This is a genomic window from Maridesulfovibrio ferrireducens, assembly GCF_016342405.1.
Lineage (GTDB): Bacteria > Desulfobacterota > Desulfovibrionia > Desulfovibrionales > Desulfovibrionaceae > Maridesulfovibrio > Maridesulfovibrio ferrireducens_A.
Window position 1 is genome coordinate 1 of sequence record NZ_JAEINN010000004.1, and the last position, 16,960, is coordinate 16,960.

The window sequence follows — 16,960 nt, forward strand, 5'->3', positions numbered from 1 at the left end:
TATTCATCCTCCTTGAATGGGAGGAAGTATGTCATATGAGAAAATTAATGGAAGATGCAGCCGTCTGGACGGTTACTTTTATTCTTTCAAGGTCAGGGGCTGAAACGTTGGCAAAAGGGCATTCGCCTATGGCCGGTGAAATCCATATACGGTAGAGGCTTTCTTCTCTTTTCCATGATTTTGCAGATTTATTGGATTCTGCTTGTGGTCGATAGAATTGTGTCCATATTTCATCAAAAGTAATGCCTTTATCTTTCTCTGCCTTTTCGCGGGTTTCTTTTTCCTTGAGGGCGGCGGTGGCCATTTCTTTTTTCTGTTTCAGGGTCTGTGGAAATTTACCTTGGGCCTGACTGACTTTAAGCTCACTCAGAATATTAGCTGCATCCTGAGCTTTGAACCCATTGCTTGCCCAACCTATGGGCTCGGTTTTGGTCTTGCCATCCTTACCTCCATTTTCTGTACAACTCCTGTACAACTTTTTTAAGAGATGGATAATGATCACAAGTGATAATAAGTGAAACTTATCCAGTTAAAAAGTTAGTTAAAACAATGGTTAACTGAATTTTTGAGAAGATGTGTGATTTCTTCTGAAACCCAATAAAACGGACTAAAAACCCGCCGGTAGTAATACCATGAGAGTTCAATTCTCTCTCCCGGTAACAGATAAATCAAGGGTTTACAGTTTAACGACTGTAAACCCTTTTTTTGTGCGTGGTGTTCTGTAGGGTCTACACCAAACAAAGGGGCAGTTGCCTAGTTAGTTATGTTGTATTTCATTTGCTGAAAGAGACCGAAAGCGAACTGAATACCATCACCAGCGATATGGGCAGCCATCTTTAGAAGCGCAGGAACAAAGATTGAAGCAGCAATATCAGAGAATCGCCGAACAAGGGCAAAGGATAGCCGAGTTGGAAAAGGAAGTGCAAGGTTGCCTAGACTTGCAGAGCGGATTGGATGGTGCGTTGAAGGAGTTGGGGCGGTTGTGCGGGCGGTGAGGAAGTCTGTTCGGAGAGGGATGGGGATGTAAGTTGCCGATGATACAGGGCTTCGAAGGTTTTCTATGATTTATCGGCGTTATCTTTAAAAGTTGAAAATAGTTTAATACGTGGACAGTAGAATGGGAGACAGAGTAAAGAATGGCATCATATGGATTTGATTTGAATTTTAAACACAATTTCGGAGATTCTGAGGATGAAAATATTTCTTGTTTCGTGTGTTAAGATAAAACAAAGTGTTCCCTGTGAAGCTGGAAAAATGTACACATCAGACTGGTTTAAGAAAGCCAAAGCGTATACAAAAAAACATTGTGATGAATGGTATATTTTGTCTGCAAAGTATGGCCTTTTGCGTCCTGATGAGATTGTAACGCCGTATGAAGAAACTCTATTAAAGAAAAGGAAAGTAGAACGCTTGAAGTGGGCTGATATGGTAATTACTGACCTTTATAAAATTATATCACCGCAGGATGAAGTAACAATTCTCGCTGGTCTTAACTATCGAGAATTTCTGACTCCATGGCTTGAAGAACGTGGAAACAAAGTTATTATTCCTTTAGAGGGTCTTGCCATTGGGAAACAAAAGAGGTGGTTTAATGAAAATAAATGATCGTGTGGAAGACATTTCAAGACTTTACGGAATTCTTGATGAGCTTGAGGGACGTCTCGGAGGAAAGCAAGAACTTTCAGTATGTAATGGGCGTATGAAGTGGCCGAGACAAGGTGTTTATCTCTTCTTTGAAAAAGGAGAAGAAAGGACGGGCAGTGGGAGCGGGCTCCGGGTTGTTCGTGTAGGTACTCATGCTGTTTCTATCGGTTCAAAATCAAAACTCTGGAATCGTTTGAAACAGCATAAAGGCAATACTGGGAATGGTGGCGGTAATCACCGGGGTTCTATATTCAGATTGAATATTGGAATGGCTCTTCAAAAAACTGGAAGAATAGCTTCTACCTGTTCATGGGGAAAAGGTTTATCTTGCAGCTCAGAAGTGAGGGGTGTTGAACTTGGGGCAGAGAAGATTGTTTCTGAGTACATGGGAGAGATGCCATTTTTGTATGTCTGCGTCGAGGATGAACCCAGCAAAAACAGCGATCGAGCTATTCTTGAAAAGAATCTAATAGGTTTGCTCAGTAATTACGAACATTCGCCAATTGATCCACCAAACAAAACTTGGCTTGGCAGTAGCTGTCCCAAGCCTGAAATTCGTTTGTCTGGGCTTTGGAATTCTAATTATGTCGAATCGGATTACGATCCACTTTTTCTTGATTTGTTGGAGCGTTATGTTAAGGCGATGTAAAACAAGTTTTAGGGGCTGTACCAGATAACTCCTCTAGGTTATCTTTATGGCAATGAGAAAAAGCCGGTGAAAGAAAGAAAAGCAGCTTCGTTTAATAGAGCATTTCGTTGCTGGAACTACAGATCGTTGTGCTGCTGATCTTGTCGGCGTGAACGTTAAAACTGCTGCTTACTATTTTCACATGCTCCGAGAAATCATCACCGAAGAGTCCAAGAATGAAGGATTACTTTCTGGTGAATTCGAGGTGGATGAAAGCTATTTTGGTGGTAGGCGAAAGGGCAAGAGAGGACGAGGCTCAGCAGGAAAAGTTCAGCCTGATAGCATCAGTTTACTCTGACTACTGGCGAGGATATAATGTTTTGGATGTTTCTGAGTTCAAGCACTTTAGAATCAACCACTCAAAACTGTTCGCTGACAGTCACAACCATATCAATGGAATTGAGAAATTTTGGAACCAGGCCAAGCGTCACATGAGAAAATTTAATGGTATCCCAGCCAAACATTTTCCTTTATTTTTAAAGGAATGTGAGTGGTGTTTTAACAACAGTAATTCGCTAAGTTCGTTTAACCAATTGAAACAGTGGCTTAAGATGTATATGGACTAGTTGTCTGGTACAGCCTCAAGTTTTATTATGAGCGGACCTAATTAAAATGTTAAACAAAAAACGGATCGTTTGTTTTTCGTTTAACATTTTAGCATTGTATAGTAATTAAGACTTAGCTAAAATAATAAATATGCCAACCTATCACCCACCCCACACAATAACCCCAACCATCGTAAATCTGATATCCCAGATAAGCGAGGTAGTAGGGCGTTTGACCGTCCTTACCGATAATTCAAAGGAATTGCGGCTAAGGCGCATCAATCGAGTGCGCACTATTCGCGGTTCTTTAGCTATTGAAGGGAACAACCTAAGCGAAGAGCAGATTACTGCGATTCTGGACGGCAAAAGGGTAATAGCCCCGCCCCGTGAAATTCAGGAAGTTCGTAACGCCATTGCTGCTTATGATCAGTTCGGTAGTTGGTCGGTGGAGCGGGAAGCTGACTTGCTTGAGGCACATAGCGTGCTTATGTCCGGACTGATAGATGAGGCTGGTGCTTATCGTCACTCCGGTGTCGGCGTGATTGCGGGTGAAAGGGTAATTCACATGGCCCCGCCTGCGAAGCGAGTTTCTATTTTAATGCAGGATCTTTTTGGATGGCTTGCCGCTACTGACGATCATCCGCTAATAGCAAGCTCAGTTTTTCATTACGAATTTGAATTCATACATCCTTTCGCAGACGGCAACGGTCGTATGGGCCGTTTGTGGCAGACACTTATTTTGAACCGCTGGAATCCTTTGTTTGCAGATATCCCGGTCGAAAGTCTGATCTATGAGCACCAAGAAGAATATTACGACGCTCTACAACAGAGCACAGATAAAGCTGATTCAGCTCCATTCATCGAGTTCATGCTCAGGATGATTTTGGATGCTATTGCATCTGCGACCCCCCAAGTTGGCCCCCAAGTTACCCCCCAAGTTAAGGCGTTGGTAGAAGCCATTTCAGGCGAAATGAGCCGTGATGAGATTCAAGCTGTTTTGGGTCTGAAAGATCGTAAGTCATTTAGAGAGCTTTATCTCAAGCCAGCTCTAGAAGAAGGGCTTATTGAAATGACTATTCCTAGTAAGCCTAATAGTAAGTTGCAGAAGTACCGTTTGACTGAGAAGGGGCAGCGGGCATTTCGTGGTCTATAGTTGCCTCACCATGTGTTATGGCTTTTTCTTGACTTCAAAGTGCTTTCCTCCGAGGTAGATAATTTCATATTTGTAAGTTTTATAGGGAGGCCAGTTTAATTGTCTTATCTGCTGAAAATATGCTTTTATATTATTCCCTCTAACTTCTGGGCATTTTCGCCAAAAAGATGGCGTAATATTGAAATTTGATTGTTCTTCTGTTTCATTGAAAATTAAGGTTATTTTTCCTGCATATTCCGGGTCTATATTCTCAGCTATACATTTGCGTAGTTCAGGAGAGCGAAAGCCATATGTAATGTCTTTTGCTGCTGTTTTCCATGAGGATGCGATCATTTTATTCTCCGTGTAGTGGTTTTCAGTGTTTCTTAGGTGCGAGAAGTTTTTTCTCGTAGAGAGTTTGTACCTTTAATTTGCATCTTTTGATACATATCCCCCACAACCTCACTTGCCTTCATCATGGCATCATCACGCAGGTGTGCATATCTTTGAACCATTGACGGTGTTTTATGGGTGAGCAGTTTTTGCAGAGTGTACATGTCTACTTGTCCCGAACTGGCGAGGGTAGAGGCAAAGAAGTGTCGCAGTCCGTGCATAGGACGAAAATCTTTGGCCAGTCCTGCATTGTCAGATATACGCCGAAAGGGAATACGCATTTCTTTTGTTGGGCCGTTATCTCTACCGGGGAAAATGTATTCGCTGATCAGTTCCATCTTTTGGGTCTTTGAGTGTGATGAAGCCACGATTAAAATCAATGTCATTCCATCTCAGCTTAAATATTTCGCCTTTTCTCATGCCTGTATAGAGGGCCATAAGCGTCATGTTCGCCGCAGGTTTATTCGATGAGGTTTCAATGGCTTCCATGAGTGATGAAAGCTGTCTGGGCGTGAGTTCTTCAGTTTTGATGTTCCGGGAACAGGCCGCGATCCTGTGCTTGCGGCTTTGTTTCCGTTTAAGATAATTAAATTTTATTATGATTGTATTTAGCACTATACCTCTTTAATCTCTCCCATAATGCTTTTTTGTTTGAGAAAGGCTGAAATTAACTTTTATCATGGGGTCGTGAGCTATGAAAAACAGTTTCCGTATACTTGCATCTGTCTTTTTATTTATGTTTTTACTTTCCATTTCAACCATATCTACTGCAACCGCCAAAATGTCCATTCCTGACGATTGCCCATGCAAAGGGTCGATTACAAATCTTATTGATGCGTACAATAGTGATAAGGTCTTTAAGGTGCATATTGATGAAGCATTCAAAAATATGCAGCCCGTCCCGGAAGGATACAGGAAAGGTGGAAATCCTTGGATCGGAAAATCTTTTGCCGACCTGATTCCGTTTTTTGTGGAGTGGAGTTCATTTCTACCGGAAGCAAAAGGCAGTGAGGATAACGCACTTAAATATATCGAACAGATGGATCTGTTTGCGTATAAAAATCCATTTGGCAGAGTGGCTTTCCAGACTTCGCCGGGAGTTGAGATTTTTAACCGCTTTGCGAGTGAACGCGGTGATTTTTTATCCAGCAGTGCTTCTACAAAAAAAGTAGCTAAATGGCTTGCTGATCCCCGCATTGAAAGTGAAGAATACGTTTTGCCTGATCCCGCAGCCGCTGACGGCGGGTTTAAGTCTTATAATGAATTTTTTTCCCGCAAGTTTAAAGATATCAATAAGGTTCGTCCGCAGACTATGCCGGACCGGGATTATATCATTTCTTCACCGACCGATGCTACTGTGAATTCCATCCCTGTAAAAATTGTAGACGGAACCACTAAGCTTAGTACTAAAGGTACTCAGGAACTGAATATTAAGGAACTGCTGGACGGATCACGCTATTGGAAGAAGTTTGTAGGTGGCACGGCTCTGTCTTGTGTCCTGATGCCTAATACTTACCATTATTACCATGCTCCAGTCGGCGGTCAGGTTCTTGAAACCCGTCTTGTGGATGGAGCATTGGTGGGTATGGAAGAGTTTGTTAAATTCGCTCCGGCTCATGGTAATGTAGGGGCTCCCGGAGCAAGTTTCGGTGCGTTTGAAAGCTATGCGCGCGGTTATTTTATCATAGATACCGGAAAATACGGTTTGGTAGGAGTTATTCCGGTAGGACTCAGCACTGTTGGATCAGTTGTGTTCGAAGATAAGTTCCTCAAAGCGGACGGTCCAGTCGCCATCAACCGCGGTGATGAACTGGGACATTTTCTTTATGGTGGGTCTCTGGTCATTTTGGTTTTTGAACCCGGACAATATGGTTCCGATGCTATTAAGGTTCGTTTGGGAAATCAGATCGGTATTTTTGATACCAGCTCAAATAAATAGTGTTTGAGAAATCAAAAACCGAGTACAATAATAAAAAAGCCACTTTCCATACCGGAAAGTGGCTTTAAATAAGAACTATACAGCTAAATACTACATACCTGTCATCGCTTTTACTTCTTCAAGCGATTTTTCCATTTTCTGAAGACCGTCATTCATCATCTGCATGCCGCCGGCAGTACCATTTTTCATCATGCCCATACCTTTCATCATTTCCATCATGCCTTTGTTGGCGTTACCCATGGAATTTTTTATCATGGACTGGTGAGGGTCGCCTTCAGCTCCTGTTTCAATCATTTTCATACCGTTGTGCATCGGCATCATTTCTTTATTCATCATCCCCATACCTTCATTCATTGTGGCAGGATCGTTCATGAGTTTGGCTCCATGTTTCATATGAGCAATCCCTTTTTCCATCATGCCGATTCCGTCATGCATTGAACCTTTCATCTCTTTTTTTCCGTGGTTGGAATGGTCCATATTCATATCCATGGCAAAGGCTGCTGTGGACATCGCAATAATGAATGCTACCAATATGCTGATGTTTAAAATCTTTTTCATTGTTAACTCCCTTAGCGTGTTGAGTTGTTATTTGTTTATTTTTTTGACGACCACAACAGTGAGATCATCTTCTTGTTTGTCTCTTCCCGTAAACGTATGCACAGCTTCGAAAATGCTATTCACAAGTACTTCTGCAGGTGAATTCTTTTCAGAATCAATTACTTCCAAAAGCCTCTGTTTTCCGAAAAAATCTCCCTTTTCATTAGAAGCTTCCCAAATACCATCTGTTCCAAGAATGAGAATCTGTCCTTCCTTCAAATCGGCACAGTAATTCTCCATATAAGTAGCTTCTTCAACAGCTCCGAGGGCTATTCCCTGTCCCTCAAGCTTAATAAAATCATCTTTGCCGGGATCAAATATCAAAGCCGGTTCGTGCCCGGCCCGTACCCAGCGCAATTCGTTCTTGTCAGGGTCCAGTTCAACCATGATCATGGTCATGAATTGTCCCGTTTTATAAGTATCTTCCGCAACCAGCTTGTTAACATCGGTTAAAACTTCTCCAAGAGTTCCGCCGCTTAAAGTCCTTGCGCGCACATAGCCTCGTATGGAGCCCATAAGCATTGCCGCCGGAACACCGTGACCGCTGACATCACCCACGGCAAATCGAATACTCTCTCCAGCTGTGTGGGGCATGATGTAGTCGAAGTAATCACCACCGAGTTCATCACAATATCTGCTTTCACCGAAAATTTCATAAGTCGGGATATTCGGAGAGGTTTGCGGTAGCAAATTTGTTTGTACCTCCATCGCAACATCAAGAGCACTTTTAATTTCAATATGCTCCTGAAGTGCCGGAACCATTTTATTAAAATCTTTTGCGAGTTCACCAACTTCATCTGAACTGGTAAGTTCAACATGGGCTGAAAAATCACCTGAGGCTATACGCTTAACCCCTTTGGCGAGAGTTAAAATGTTTTTCGTGAAACGGCGCGAGAACAGAAAAGCAAGGGCCGATACCAGCAACACAACAGCCACCAAGACATAAGTTGTATTTTTGTATTGTTCCCCGATTGTAAAATTCACAAACGATTTTGTCTTTTCCGCAGGTTCCACAACATCATCATGAGGTAGAATTAAGACTAAAGAAATCCCTCTTTTATCAGGCGCAGAAAAGGCCCATATACTATCGCGCCCCTTATAGGGCATGCTCATCACGCCGGACTTGCCATCTACCAGAAAATTTTTGAAGTTAGAGAACAAAACGGTATCTGTGGATGAAAGCAAAGTCTGCTTTGTGGAAGGTTCCCACATATGCATCATGTGATTTTGTCCGGCAGAAGAAATCTGCTCTGCAATCACCTCAATCCCACTGCTTTCAGTGTTTCCCTCACGACGAACCAGCAAGGAATCTATATTATCTGAAAAAGCACCAAGATGATTATAACCATGTAAAATAGTATCCAGCGGAATATCTATGGACGCTGCCCCGACAGCTTTTCCCCGCACCATTATTCCCAAGGATGCAGTAAGAACGGTCTTTCCTGTTATTGGGTCTTTTTGCGGAAGCGACCAGATAGGGGACAAGTTTCCATTGATAACCGGTACAGTCTGATGCATTGCCATCTTTTTTGAACGGGCTGGATAAGCAAGAGATTCTCCGGAAATAAAAATAGCCTTAATCCATAATGTCAGGTCAGGATTTTTCTTTTCAATTGATTTGAAAAGAGGAGAAATAATATTCACGGACTCTTGAGGAAGGAGTCTGTCTGTTTTTCCCTGATACCCTGCGCTATAGCTTACAGAATTAAAATCGATACTGCCTTTGCCGTGCATACCTGAATTTTGCAGCTTATATTTCTGTTGAAGGCGCTTGCTATTATCTTCTCTCGTAAGTTCTTCGACTCCGATAAAAATCTCGGGCAGCAGAAACTGATCTCCTTCTTCAATCCATGTCGAAAGTTCAGCTGAAAGTTGTTGTAGATTGAGTTCTACAATTCTGCGCTGCTTGGAAAGAACTCTTGCGTGATCCTCCACCAACCTTTTTAATTCAACACTACTTTTATTGACCAGCTCCTTGCGAACCTCTTCGCCGATTTCACCGGAGAGCGAACGCAATGATTCAAGTACCCCGGCCTGAACTATGACCAGTGGGATGATCGAAACCGCCAACAGCAGCAAAAGTAATTTGAATCTTATTTTCATAACCATCCTGTTTTGACAAAACATACCCTTTTTCACCGTCTTCGCCCAACTATTTCATAGGAAGTGATTACATTTAACATTCCAAATGAATATTATACAAATATGTTAGTAGTTTAACAAGTAAACATACCTGCTCATCAGTCGAATTAACAATATATGTGTAAAAACCTGCACTTAGTTTCTATGTTCACTCTCGAACCAGCCAATCCATACCGTTTTAGTATGAATTAGCGGGCGCTTGCATTAAATTTTATTGTGCAAAAAGTGCAAAAGGTTGTTGTAAGTGTCTGAAATAATGATTTTGAACGCGACAAAAATTGCACAAATTATATTATTTAAGACTGGCAGTAGAGGGTAATAATAGGATATGCTCAATTTTAACCGTCTTATCCGGCCCAATAAAGGGCATGGAATAGTAATTGCTCACAGCAAAGACAGCAGCTTTCAATATAAATATATGCAGGAGAATCAATGTCTCGAAAATATACATACACATTACTTATGTTCATAGCTTCGTTATTCCTTTTTCCACTTCATGGAAAAGCACAAGAGGGGGGAAATGAAACGATCGCTGAATACAAAACCAGACAAGGCGAAATAAAAGAACTGACTCAGTACCTTGTTGAGGCTGCGCGTAATAATGATGATCTGTATTCTGCATTCTACGGCTGGAAAGCAGCTTTGCAGCGGGAGACAAGTGTTTCAAGCCTGCCTGACCCCAGATTTAGCTTTGCATGGTTTATTCAGCCGGTAGAAACAAGAACAGGACCGCAAGAATTTAAATACGGTCTGAGTCAAACTCTTCCATGGTTCGGTAAACTGGACCTTAAAGGCGAACAGGCTTTGCGTGATGCAGACATTAAAAAAGCAAAATTCGATGCCTTGAAACTTAAAATATTTTATCAAGTTAAAAGAATATACTACGATTACGCATACCTTGCGCAAGCAATCCGCATTACCCGTGAAAATATCGAGCTTATGAAGTATCTCGAAAACGTGGCCCGCTCCAGATATTCCACAGGGGCAGGTACATATGATGGAGTTATTAAAACTCAGGTAGAACTGGGCAAGCTAGAAGACAGACTTCGTTCGCTGGAGGAGCGCAAAAGACCCACCGTTGCCAAACTTCTTGCCGCTATAAACAGGCCGGACGGACAAACTCTGCCTTTGCCTGCATCTATTCCGGTTATGAAAATAGAAGCTGATCCTCAGCAACTCAAAAAGGATTTTAAAGAAGCCAACCCCAATTTGCTGGCTTTGACCCATAAAATTGATAAAGAAAAACTTTCTGTGGAACTGGCTGAAAAAGATTATTTCCCCGATTTTTCTTTCGGCGTTGAGTACATCCAGACTGGAAAATCCAGATCCCCCAATGTGACTAATCAAGACAGTGATCCTGTTGTTGCAGGTATGTCTATAAACCTGCCCATTTGGCTGGATAAACAGGAAGCCCAGCTCCTTGAGGCTCAGCATAAAGTTAAATCAGCCAGCCGTGAACGGGCAGGACTTGAACGTAACCTTTCTGCCGACCTTGAACTGGAAATCTACCGTTATGAAGATGCCATCCGCAAAATCAGCTTATATCGCGATTCACTTACCCCCAAAGCCGAGCAGTCACTTAGTGTCTCTATCGAAGCTTTCCAAGCAGGCACCGCGTCATCAAGCGATCTGATTGATGCGGAAAGAACTCTGATTGAATTTCAACTCGTTTATTATCAAGCTCTTGCAGAACAAGCCAAAAGGGTTGCCGCCATTGAATATCTGGTGGGCCGTGAAATACCTTGTACTGTTCACGGGTTGGTGGAGAAACCATAATGAATATATTTAAAAGTAAAAAATCAGCATTGACCTCGATCATTATTGTGGCCCTTCTTGCTTTCGGAGCAGGTTACTGGTTTTCCGGTCCGGCTGACCACAGCGCGGGGAAAAACATAGTTGACGAGCATGCTGAACACGGATTGGATGCTGACGTTACTGATGCCGGCGAAGTGGTCTGGACGTGCTCTATGCATCCGCAGATTCAGTTGCCTAAGCCGGGCAAATGTCCCTTGTGTTTCATGGATCTGATCCCTCTTGAAAAAGGGGGGAAATCCGGTGATGAAGCTATAAGTCTCAGGCAGATAAGTTTGACCAGCCAGTCCCGCAAACTTGCCGGAATTGCCACCTCTATAGTTGAAAAACGAAATGTAAGCGTGGAAACCCGTATGGTGGGAAAGGTTGATTATGATGAAACCCGCATCGGTACGATCACCGCATGGACCGGGGGGCGCATAGATAAACTTTACATCGACTACACCGGAAGCTCAGTACGCAAAGGACAGGCAATGGCTTCCATATACAGCCCCGAACTTCTTACTGCTCAGGCGGAACTGATTCAGGCGGTAAAAGCGAAAGAATCTCTGCGTGGAAGTTCCATGAAGGTTGTCAAAGATACTGCCATGCGCACAGAAAAAGCTTCGCGTGAAAAGCTCCGGTTGCTTGGTCTTTCAAAAACTCAGATCGCAAATATCATCAAAAAAGGTAAAGCAGCCCAGCACATGACTCTCTATTCCCCCATGAGCGGAATAGTTATAAAAAAAGATGTTGTTGAAGGGGTTTATGTAAAAACAGGAACTCCCATATACACTATTGCCGACCTTTCAAGAGTATGGGTTATTCTGGAAGCGTATGAATCTGATCTGCCATGGATCAAAATGGGAATGCTCGTAAATTTCACAACTGAAGCCTATCCCGGCAAATCATTTGAAGGGAAAGTTGTTTATATCGATCCGGTTGTTAATGAAAAAACCAGAACAATCAGAATCCGTCTTGAAGTCCCCAACAGGGGGCTTAAGCTCAAACCCGGCATGTTCGTGCGCGGAGTTAGTCAGGTTGATAAAAACGCTGAAAATCAATTGGTTATCCCTGCTTCCGCTCCGCTTATTACCGGTAAACGGGCCGTAGTTTATATTGCCGTGCCTGGAAAAGAAGGAGTCTATGAAGGACGTGAAATCGTTCTCGGACCCAAAGCCGGAGATTTCTACGTTGTTAAATACGGACTGAGCGCAGGTGAGCAGGTCGTTACCAAAGGTAATTTCAAAATAGACAGTGCACTTCAGATTATTGCCAAGCCAAGTATGATGAATCCGGAAAGCGGCGTAAAAACCGTTGTTAATGACCATGGTGAAACTCCCGCCGCACATACGCTGCCCCCGATGTTTGTGTCCAAGCTGGTTTACCTGAAACAGGACTTCAACAAACTTATGGAAACGGCAGAATCCGGCAATGTTGAAGAATCCCGCACATTTTACTCTAAACTTTTTGAAAATATTAAAGAAATAAATAGTTCCGGACTCAAAGGAGATTCCTCACTGGTCTGGAAAGAATTGTCCATGCTCCTTGTTAACGATTCAGTGCTGGGTAGCGGAGTTCAGGATGGGCTCAGGTTAAAATCCATCACAGCTGAAACAGCGAAACATTTTATGCGTCTTGATATGGCATTTGATATTTCAGCTCTTGCCAAGCAGGCTGGAACCACTGTGGAAACACCTGATGTGTTCAAAACTCAATTGGGAAAAGTTTATTCCTCCTATTCAGCGTTTACCGAAGCCCTTGCAGCGGACAATTTGCAAGGAGCGCAAAAACAGGCCGCACTTATGGCGGAGGAACTTAAAAAAATTGATCACGCCTCGTTGAGTGGAGATGCCCATAAGGTTTGGATGAATGCCCTTAAAAATATCAATGACGGAATTGATGCCATACGCGGAGCAAAAGATATTGTCGGCGTTCGCGCGGGGCTTGAGCCGCTTTCGTACGGCATGACCGATGCTATTGAAAAACTGGGAATCAATTCAAAACAGCCTGTTTACGAAATATTCTGCCCCATGGCTTTTGACTTTAAGGGAGCCAAATGGCTGCAAAGTGACGAAAAAGTCCGCAACCCTTACTTCGGGGAAGCCATGCTCCAATGCGGCGAAGTGGAACGTCAGCTCAAAGGCAAGGAATAGGGCGGGATAACCATGAGCGATAACTCCACACCTGAAAAACAGCGTCCCATTCCTCGTACCCTTACGGAAAAGACAATCCTGTTCTGCCTTGAGCAAAAATTGATTGTCGGTATTCTTCTGCTTCTGGTCATCTGCGGTGGTATATTTACCGCACCTTTTGACTGGAAAATTGAAGGTATCGACAGATCTCCTGTCCCTGTGGATGCAATCCCTGATATCGGTGAAAATCAGCAAATTATCTTCACCAAATGGATGGGCCGTTCACCGCAGGATGTGGAGGATCAGATCAGTTATCCGCTGACTGTTGCCTTGCTGGGTGTTCCCGGAGTTAAAACAGTCCGTAGCTATTCCATGTTCGGTTTCTCAACTATTTACGTTATTTTTAATGAAGATATCGATTTTTACTGGTCCCGTTCGCGGCTGCTTGAAAAGCTGAACAGTCTCCCGGCAGGAACTCTGCCTGAAGGGATAAAACCGTCTCTTGGACCTGACGCAACCGCCCTCGGGCAGGTGTACTGGTACACCATTGAAGGACGAGATCCGCAAGGTAACCCCACCGGAGGATGGAACCTTGATGAAATTCGCTCGGTACAGGACTGGTACGTCCGCTATGCCCTGCTGGCTGCCGACGGAGTAAGTGAAGTCGCCTCAGTCGGCGGTTTTGTAAAAGAGTATCAGATTGATGTTGATCCTGATGCCATGCGGGCTGCCAATGTCACACTAAGCGATGTTTACCGGGCTGTTAAAATGTCCAACCTCGATGTTGGTGCGCGGACCATTGAAATTAACAACGCGGAATATGTCATCAGGGGCATCGGTTTTATCAAAGAACTTTCTGACATTGAAAGCTCGGTTGTTAAAGTTGTTAATAACATCCCCATCCATGTCCGCGATGTTGCACGCGTATCAGAAGGTCCGGCCCTTAGACGCGGCGCATTGGATAAAGGCGGAGCAGAAGTCGTCGGCGGTGTGGCAGTCGTGCGTTACGGTGAGAATCCGTTGAAGGTAATTGAAAATATCAAGGATAAAATCAAAGATATTTCACCGGGTCTACCATCTAAAATTCTGCCCGACGGCACCGAAAGCAAGCTTACTATTGTGCCGTTTTATGACCGCTCCGGCCTGATTCATGAAACCCTTGGCACGCTCAATACAGCTCTGACCGAAGAAATATTGATCACCATCATTGTTGTACTTATTGCGGTCATTCATCTCAAAAGCTCACTGCTTATTTCGTCGCTGCTGCCTCTTGCCGTGCTAATGTGTTTCATCGGTATGAGAGTTTTCAAAGTTGATGCAAATATTGTCGCTCTTTCAGGGATAGCCATCGCCATCGGAACCATGGTCGACATGGGAATTATCATTTGCGAAAATATCCTTAAAAAGCTTGAAAAAGCCAAGGAGGGCGTCAGCAGGCTTAAACTTATTTATGATGGAACAACCGAAGTCGGCAGCGCTGTAATGACAGCTGTAGCTACTACAATTGTAAGTTTTATGCCTGTTTTTGCTATGGACGGGGCTGAAGGGAAGCTCTTCAAACCGTTGGCGTATACCAAGTCTTTTGCATTGCTGGCTTCTATTATTGTAGCCCTGACTATTTTGCCGCCCATGGCCCATCTTTTGTTTACTGCACGCAAAAAGTTTCTCAAAAGCAAACAGACATATATCCGCGCAACTCTATATTTTATTTCAGGAATTGCTCTTTCTGTAATTGTAAAGTGGTGGGTAGGACTGTTCTTCATCTACCTTGGTATAAAGCATTTTGTATTGCCCTTTATTCCCGAAAAGGTGCACAAATTTATAGACTATGCGGAGACATGGACAATTGTTGCCATGGTCGCGTGGGTTCTCACTAGTTCATGGCTTCCGCTGGGACCGGAAAAAGGCATGAGCAACAACTATCTTTTTGTAGCTGTAGTCATCGGCGGATTGATGCTCTTCTTTGATATTTTCCGTCGCAATTATACCAGAATGCTGGGCTGGTGTTTGAATCATAAAGTGCTGTTTTTGTCACTGCCTACTTTTATCATTATTTTGGGAATGTCCATCTGGCTGGGATTCGGCAATCTAACTTCATTTTTGCCTGAAACAATCAAAACTTCATCGCCCTATGTAAAATTGTCTCACGCTTTTCCCGGACTCGGTAAGGAATTTATGCCGGACCTTGATGAAGGTGCATTCCTGTTCATGCCGACCACAATGCCCCACGCATCCATCGGGGAAGCGCAGGATGTGCTTCGTAAGCAGGACATGATGATTCAAGCCATTCCCGAAGTTGACTCGGCAGTAGGCAAACTCGGGCGCGCAGAAACTCCTCTTGATCCCGCACCCATATCCATGATCGAGACGGTCATTAATTATAAACCTGAATATGTGATCGATAAATCTGGTGAACGGTTACGCTTCAAATTTGACTCCGATCAAAAAGATTTTTTCCGCAATGTTAAAGGAGACCTCGTTCCGGCACAGGATGGATATCCGTATCTGGTGCAGGGCTATTACGAGCGGGATGAAAATGGAAAATTAATTTCTGATGAAGACGGGAAACCTTTCAGAATATGGCGTTCAGCGCTTAATCCCGGTCTGAATCCGGATCGTAAAAGCTGGAAAGGAATAACTTCTCCGGATGATATCTGGGATGAAATCATCAAAGCCGCAGCAATGCCCGGCGTCACCTCCGCTCCTAAATTGCAACCCATAGCCGCCCGAATTGTCATGCTGCAATCCGGCATGCGTGCGCCTATGGGCATCAAGGTAAAAGGCCCGAACCTCGAAATATTGGAAAAGGTTGCTCTTGATCTTGAAAGATTGCTTAAACAAGTAGGTTCGGTGCAACCGGAAGCTGTCATCGCTGACCGCATTGTGGGTAAGCCTTACCTTGAAATCATTATTGACCGTGAAGCAATTGCAAGACATGGAATAATGCTTTCACAGGTGCAGGATGTCATTGAAGTTGCGGTGGGCGGAAAGGTTGTAACCACAAAAGTTGAAGGGCGTGAACGCTATCCCGTCCGTGTTCGTTATTTGCGGGAACTCAGAGATAATATAGACGACCTTGGCAATATCCTCGTCAGCGCCCCGGCAGGTGAACAGATCCCGCTCAGCCAGCTAACCGAGATAAAATACATTCGCGGACCGCAGGTCATTAAAAGTGAAGATACCTTTTTGGTGGGTTACGTACTTTTCGACAAGAAACCCGGCTTTGCCGAAGTGGATGTAGTTGAACAGGCGCAGGCTTTCTTGGATTCAAAAATAGAATCAGGGGAGCTGATTATTCCTGCCGGAGTCTCGTACGAATTTGCCGGAAGTTATGAAAATCAAATCAGAGCACAAAAGAAACTTGCGGTAATTCTGCCGCTGGCCCTGCTGTTTATCGTGCTCATTCTTTACATGCAGTTCAAATCAATGGCGACAACGCTGATGGTTTTTTCAGGTATTTTCGTTGCATGGTCCGGCGGTTTTCTCATGGTCTGGCTGTATGGTCAGCCGTGGTTTTTAGATTTCAGCATGTTCGGAACAGACATGCGAGAACTCTTTCAAGTTGCGCCTATCAACTTAAGTGTAGCCATCTGGGTAGGTTTCCTAGCCTTGTTCGGAATTGCCTCGGACGATGGTGTAATCATGGCAACATATCTGGATGAAAGTAAAAAAGACCGCAATATGCAAAGCATCCCTGAAATCAGACAGGCGATCATAACCGGGGCACAAAGAAGAATCCGTCCGGCACTGATGACCTCGGCAACAACCATTCTTGCCCTGTTGCCTATTTTAACTTCTACAGGCAGAGGATCAGATATAATGGTCCCCATGGCCATCCCTTCATTCGGAGGAATGACTATCGCTATACTTACCGTGTTTGTGGTGCCGGTGCTTTATTGCGGGGTTGAGGAAATTAAATTTAAAAGCTCTCTGGGCTGACTGAACTAAGTTTTT

Annotated in this window: 11 protein-coding genes and 2 pseudogenes; 8 read left to right on the top strand and 5 right to left on the bottom strand. The window is 43.7% G+C overall.

Annotated elements, in window-relative coordinates:
* Positions 1–31 precede the first annotated feature (31 nt).
* On the bottom strand, positions 32–475 hold the full coding sequence (locus JEY82_RS05535) for a hypothetical protein (RefSeq protein ID WP_304083524.1): 444 nt from the start codon (positions 473–475) through the stop codon (positions 32–34).
* A 716-nt stretch (positions 476–1,191) separates the two neighbouring features.
* Between JEY82_RS05535 and JEY82_RS05540 the strand changes: the two genes are divergently transcribed.
* The 4 genes and pseudogenes from JEY82_RS05540 (at position 1,192) to JEY82_RS05555 (ending at position 4,030) form a co-directional block, all read left to right on the top strand.
* Complete coding sequence (locus JEY82_RS05540) at positions 1,192–1,605, top strand: DUF6884 domain-containing protein (RefSeq protein ID WP_304083527.1); 414 nt, start codon at positions 1,192–1,194, stop codon at positions 1,603–1,605.
* On the top strand, positions 1,592–2,293 hold the full coding sequence (locus JEY82_RS05545; RefSeq protein ID WP_304083529.1) for a hypothetical protein: 702 nt from the start codon (positions 1,592–1,594) through the stop codon (positions 2,291–2,293). The genes JEY82_RS05540 and JEY82_RS05545 overlap by 14 nt, the downstream gene beginning before the upstream one ends.
* Before the next feature lie 94 nt (positions 2,294–2,387).
* A pseudogene (locus JEY82_RS05550) lies at positions 2,388–2,898 on the top strand (transposase).
* Between the two features lie 211 nt (positions 2,899–3,109).
* The gene (locus tag JEY82_RS05555) at positions 3,110–4,030 is read left to right on the top strand and encodes a Fic family protein (RefSeq protein WP_304083531.1); all 921 of its coding nucleotides are present in this window, start codon (positions 3,110–3,112) and stop codon (positions 4,028–4,030) included.
* Between the two features lie 15 nt (positions 4,031–4,045).
* Here JEY82_RS05555 and JEY82_RS05560 read toward each other — a convergent pair whose 3' ends face one another.
* Positions 4,046–4,363 carry a hypothetical protein gene (locus tag JEY82_RS05560; RefSeq protein WP_304083535.1) on the bottom strand — a complete coding sequence of 106 codons (318 nt, stop codon included), beginning with the start codon at positions 4,361–4,363 and terminating at the stop codon, positions 4,046–4,048.
* A 32-nt stretch (positions 4,364–4,395) separates the two neighbouring features.
* A pseudogene (locus JEY82_RS05565) lies at positions 4,396–4,891 on the bottom strand (site-specific integrase).
* A gap of 205 nt (positions 4,892–5,096) precedes the next feature.
* Here JEY82_RS05565 and JEY82_RS05575 point away from each other — a divergent pair.
* Complete coding sequence (locus JEY82_RS05575) at positions 5,097–6,341, top strand: phosphatidylserine decarboxylase (RefSeq protein WP_304083541.1); 1,245 nt, start codon at positions 5,097–5,099, stop codon at positions 6,339–6,341.
* 90 nt (positions 6,342–6,431) lie between these two features.
* Here JEY82_RS05575 and JEY82_RS05580 read toward each other — a convergent pair whose 3' ends face one another.
* Both JEY82_RS05580 and JEY82_RS05585 read right to left on the bottom strand, forming a co-directional pair.
* Positions 6,432–6,899 (bottom strand): hypothetical protein, encoded by a 468-nt coding sequence (locus JEY82_RS05580; protein WP_304083542.1) that lies wholly within the window; start codon positions 6,897–6,899, stop codon positions 6,432–6,434.
* Positions 6,900–6,926: 27 nt separating this feature from the next.
* Positions 6,927–9,041, bottom strand: a complete 2,115-nt coding sequence (locus tag JEY82_RS05585; RefSeq protein ID WP_304083545.1) for a SpoIIE family protein phosphatase — start codon at positions 9,039–9,041, stop codon at positions 6,927–6,929.
* A 471-nt stretch (positions 9,042–9,512) separates the two neighbouring features.
* Here JEY82_RS05585 and JEY82_RS05590 point away from each other — a divergent pair, with 471 nt between their 5' ends.
* Genes JEY82_RS05590 through JEY82_RS05600 form a run of 3 tightly spaced genes read left to right on the top strand, consistent with a single transcriptional unit; the run spans position 9,513 to position 16,945 of the window.
* Entirely contained in the window at positions 9,513–10,856 is a 1,344-nt protein-coding gene (locus JEY82_RS05590) for a TolC family protein (RefSeq protein ID WP_304083548.1), read from the top strand.
* The gene (locus JEY82_RS05595) at positions 10,856–13,027 is read left to right on the top strand and encodes an efflux RND transporter periplasmic adaptor subunit (protein WP_304083550.1); all 2,172 of its coding nucleotides are present in this window, start codon (positions 10,856–10,858) and stop codon (positions 13,025–13,027) included. Before JEY82_RS05590 ends, JEY82_RS05595 begins: the two co-directional genes overlap by 1 nt.
* A gap of 12 nt (positions 13,028–13,039) precedes the next feature.
* On the top strand, positions 13,040–16,945 hold the full coding sequence (locus JEY82_RS05600; RefSeq protein ID WP_304083553.1) for an efflux RND transporter permease subunit: 3,906 nt from the start codon (positions 13,040–13,042) through the stop codon (positions 16,943–16,945).
* Positions 16,946–16,960 lie beyond the last annotated feature (15 nt).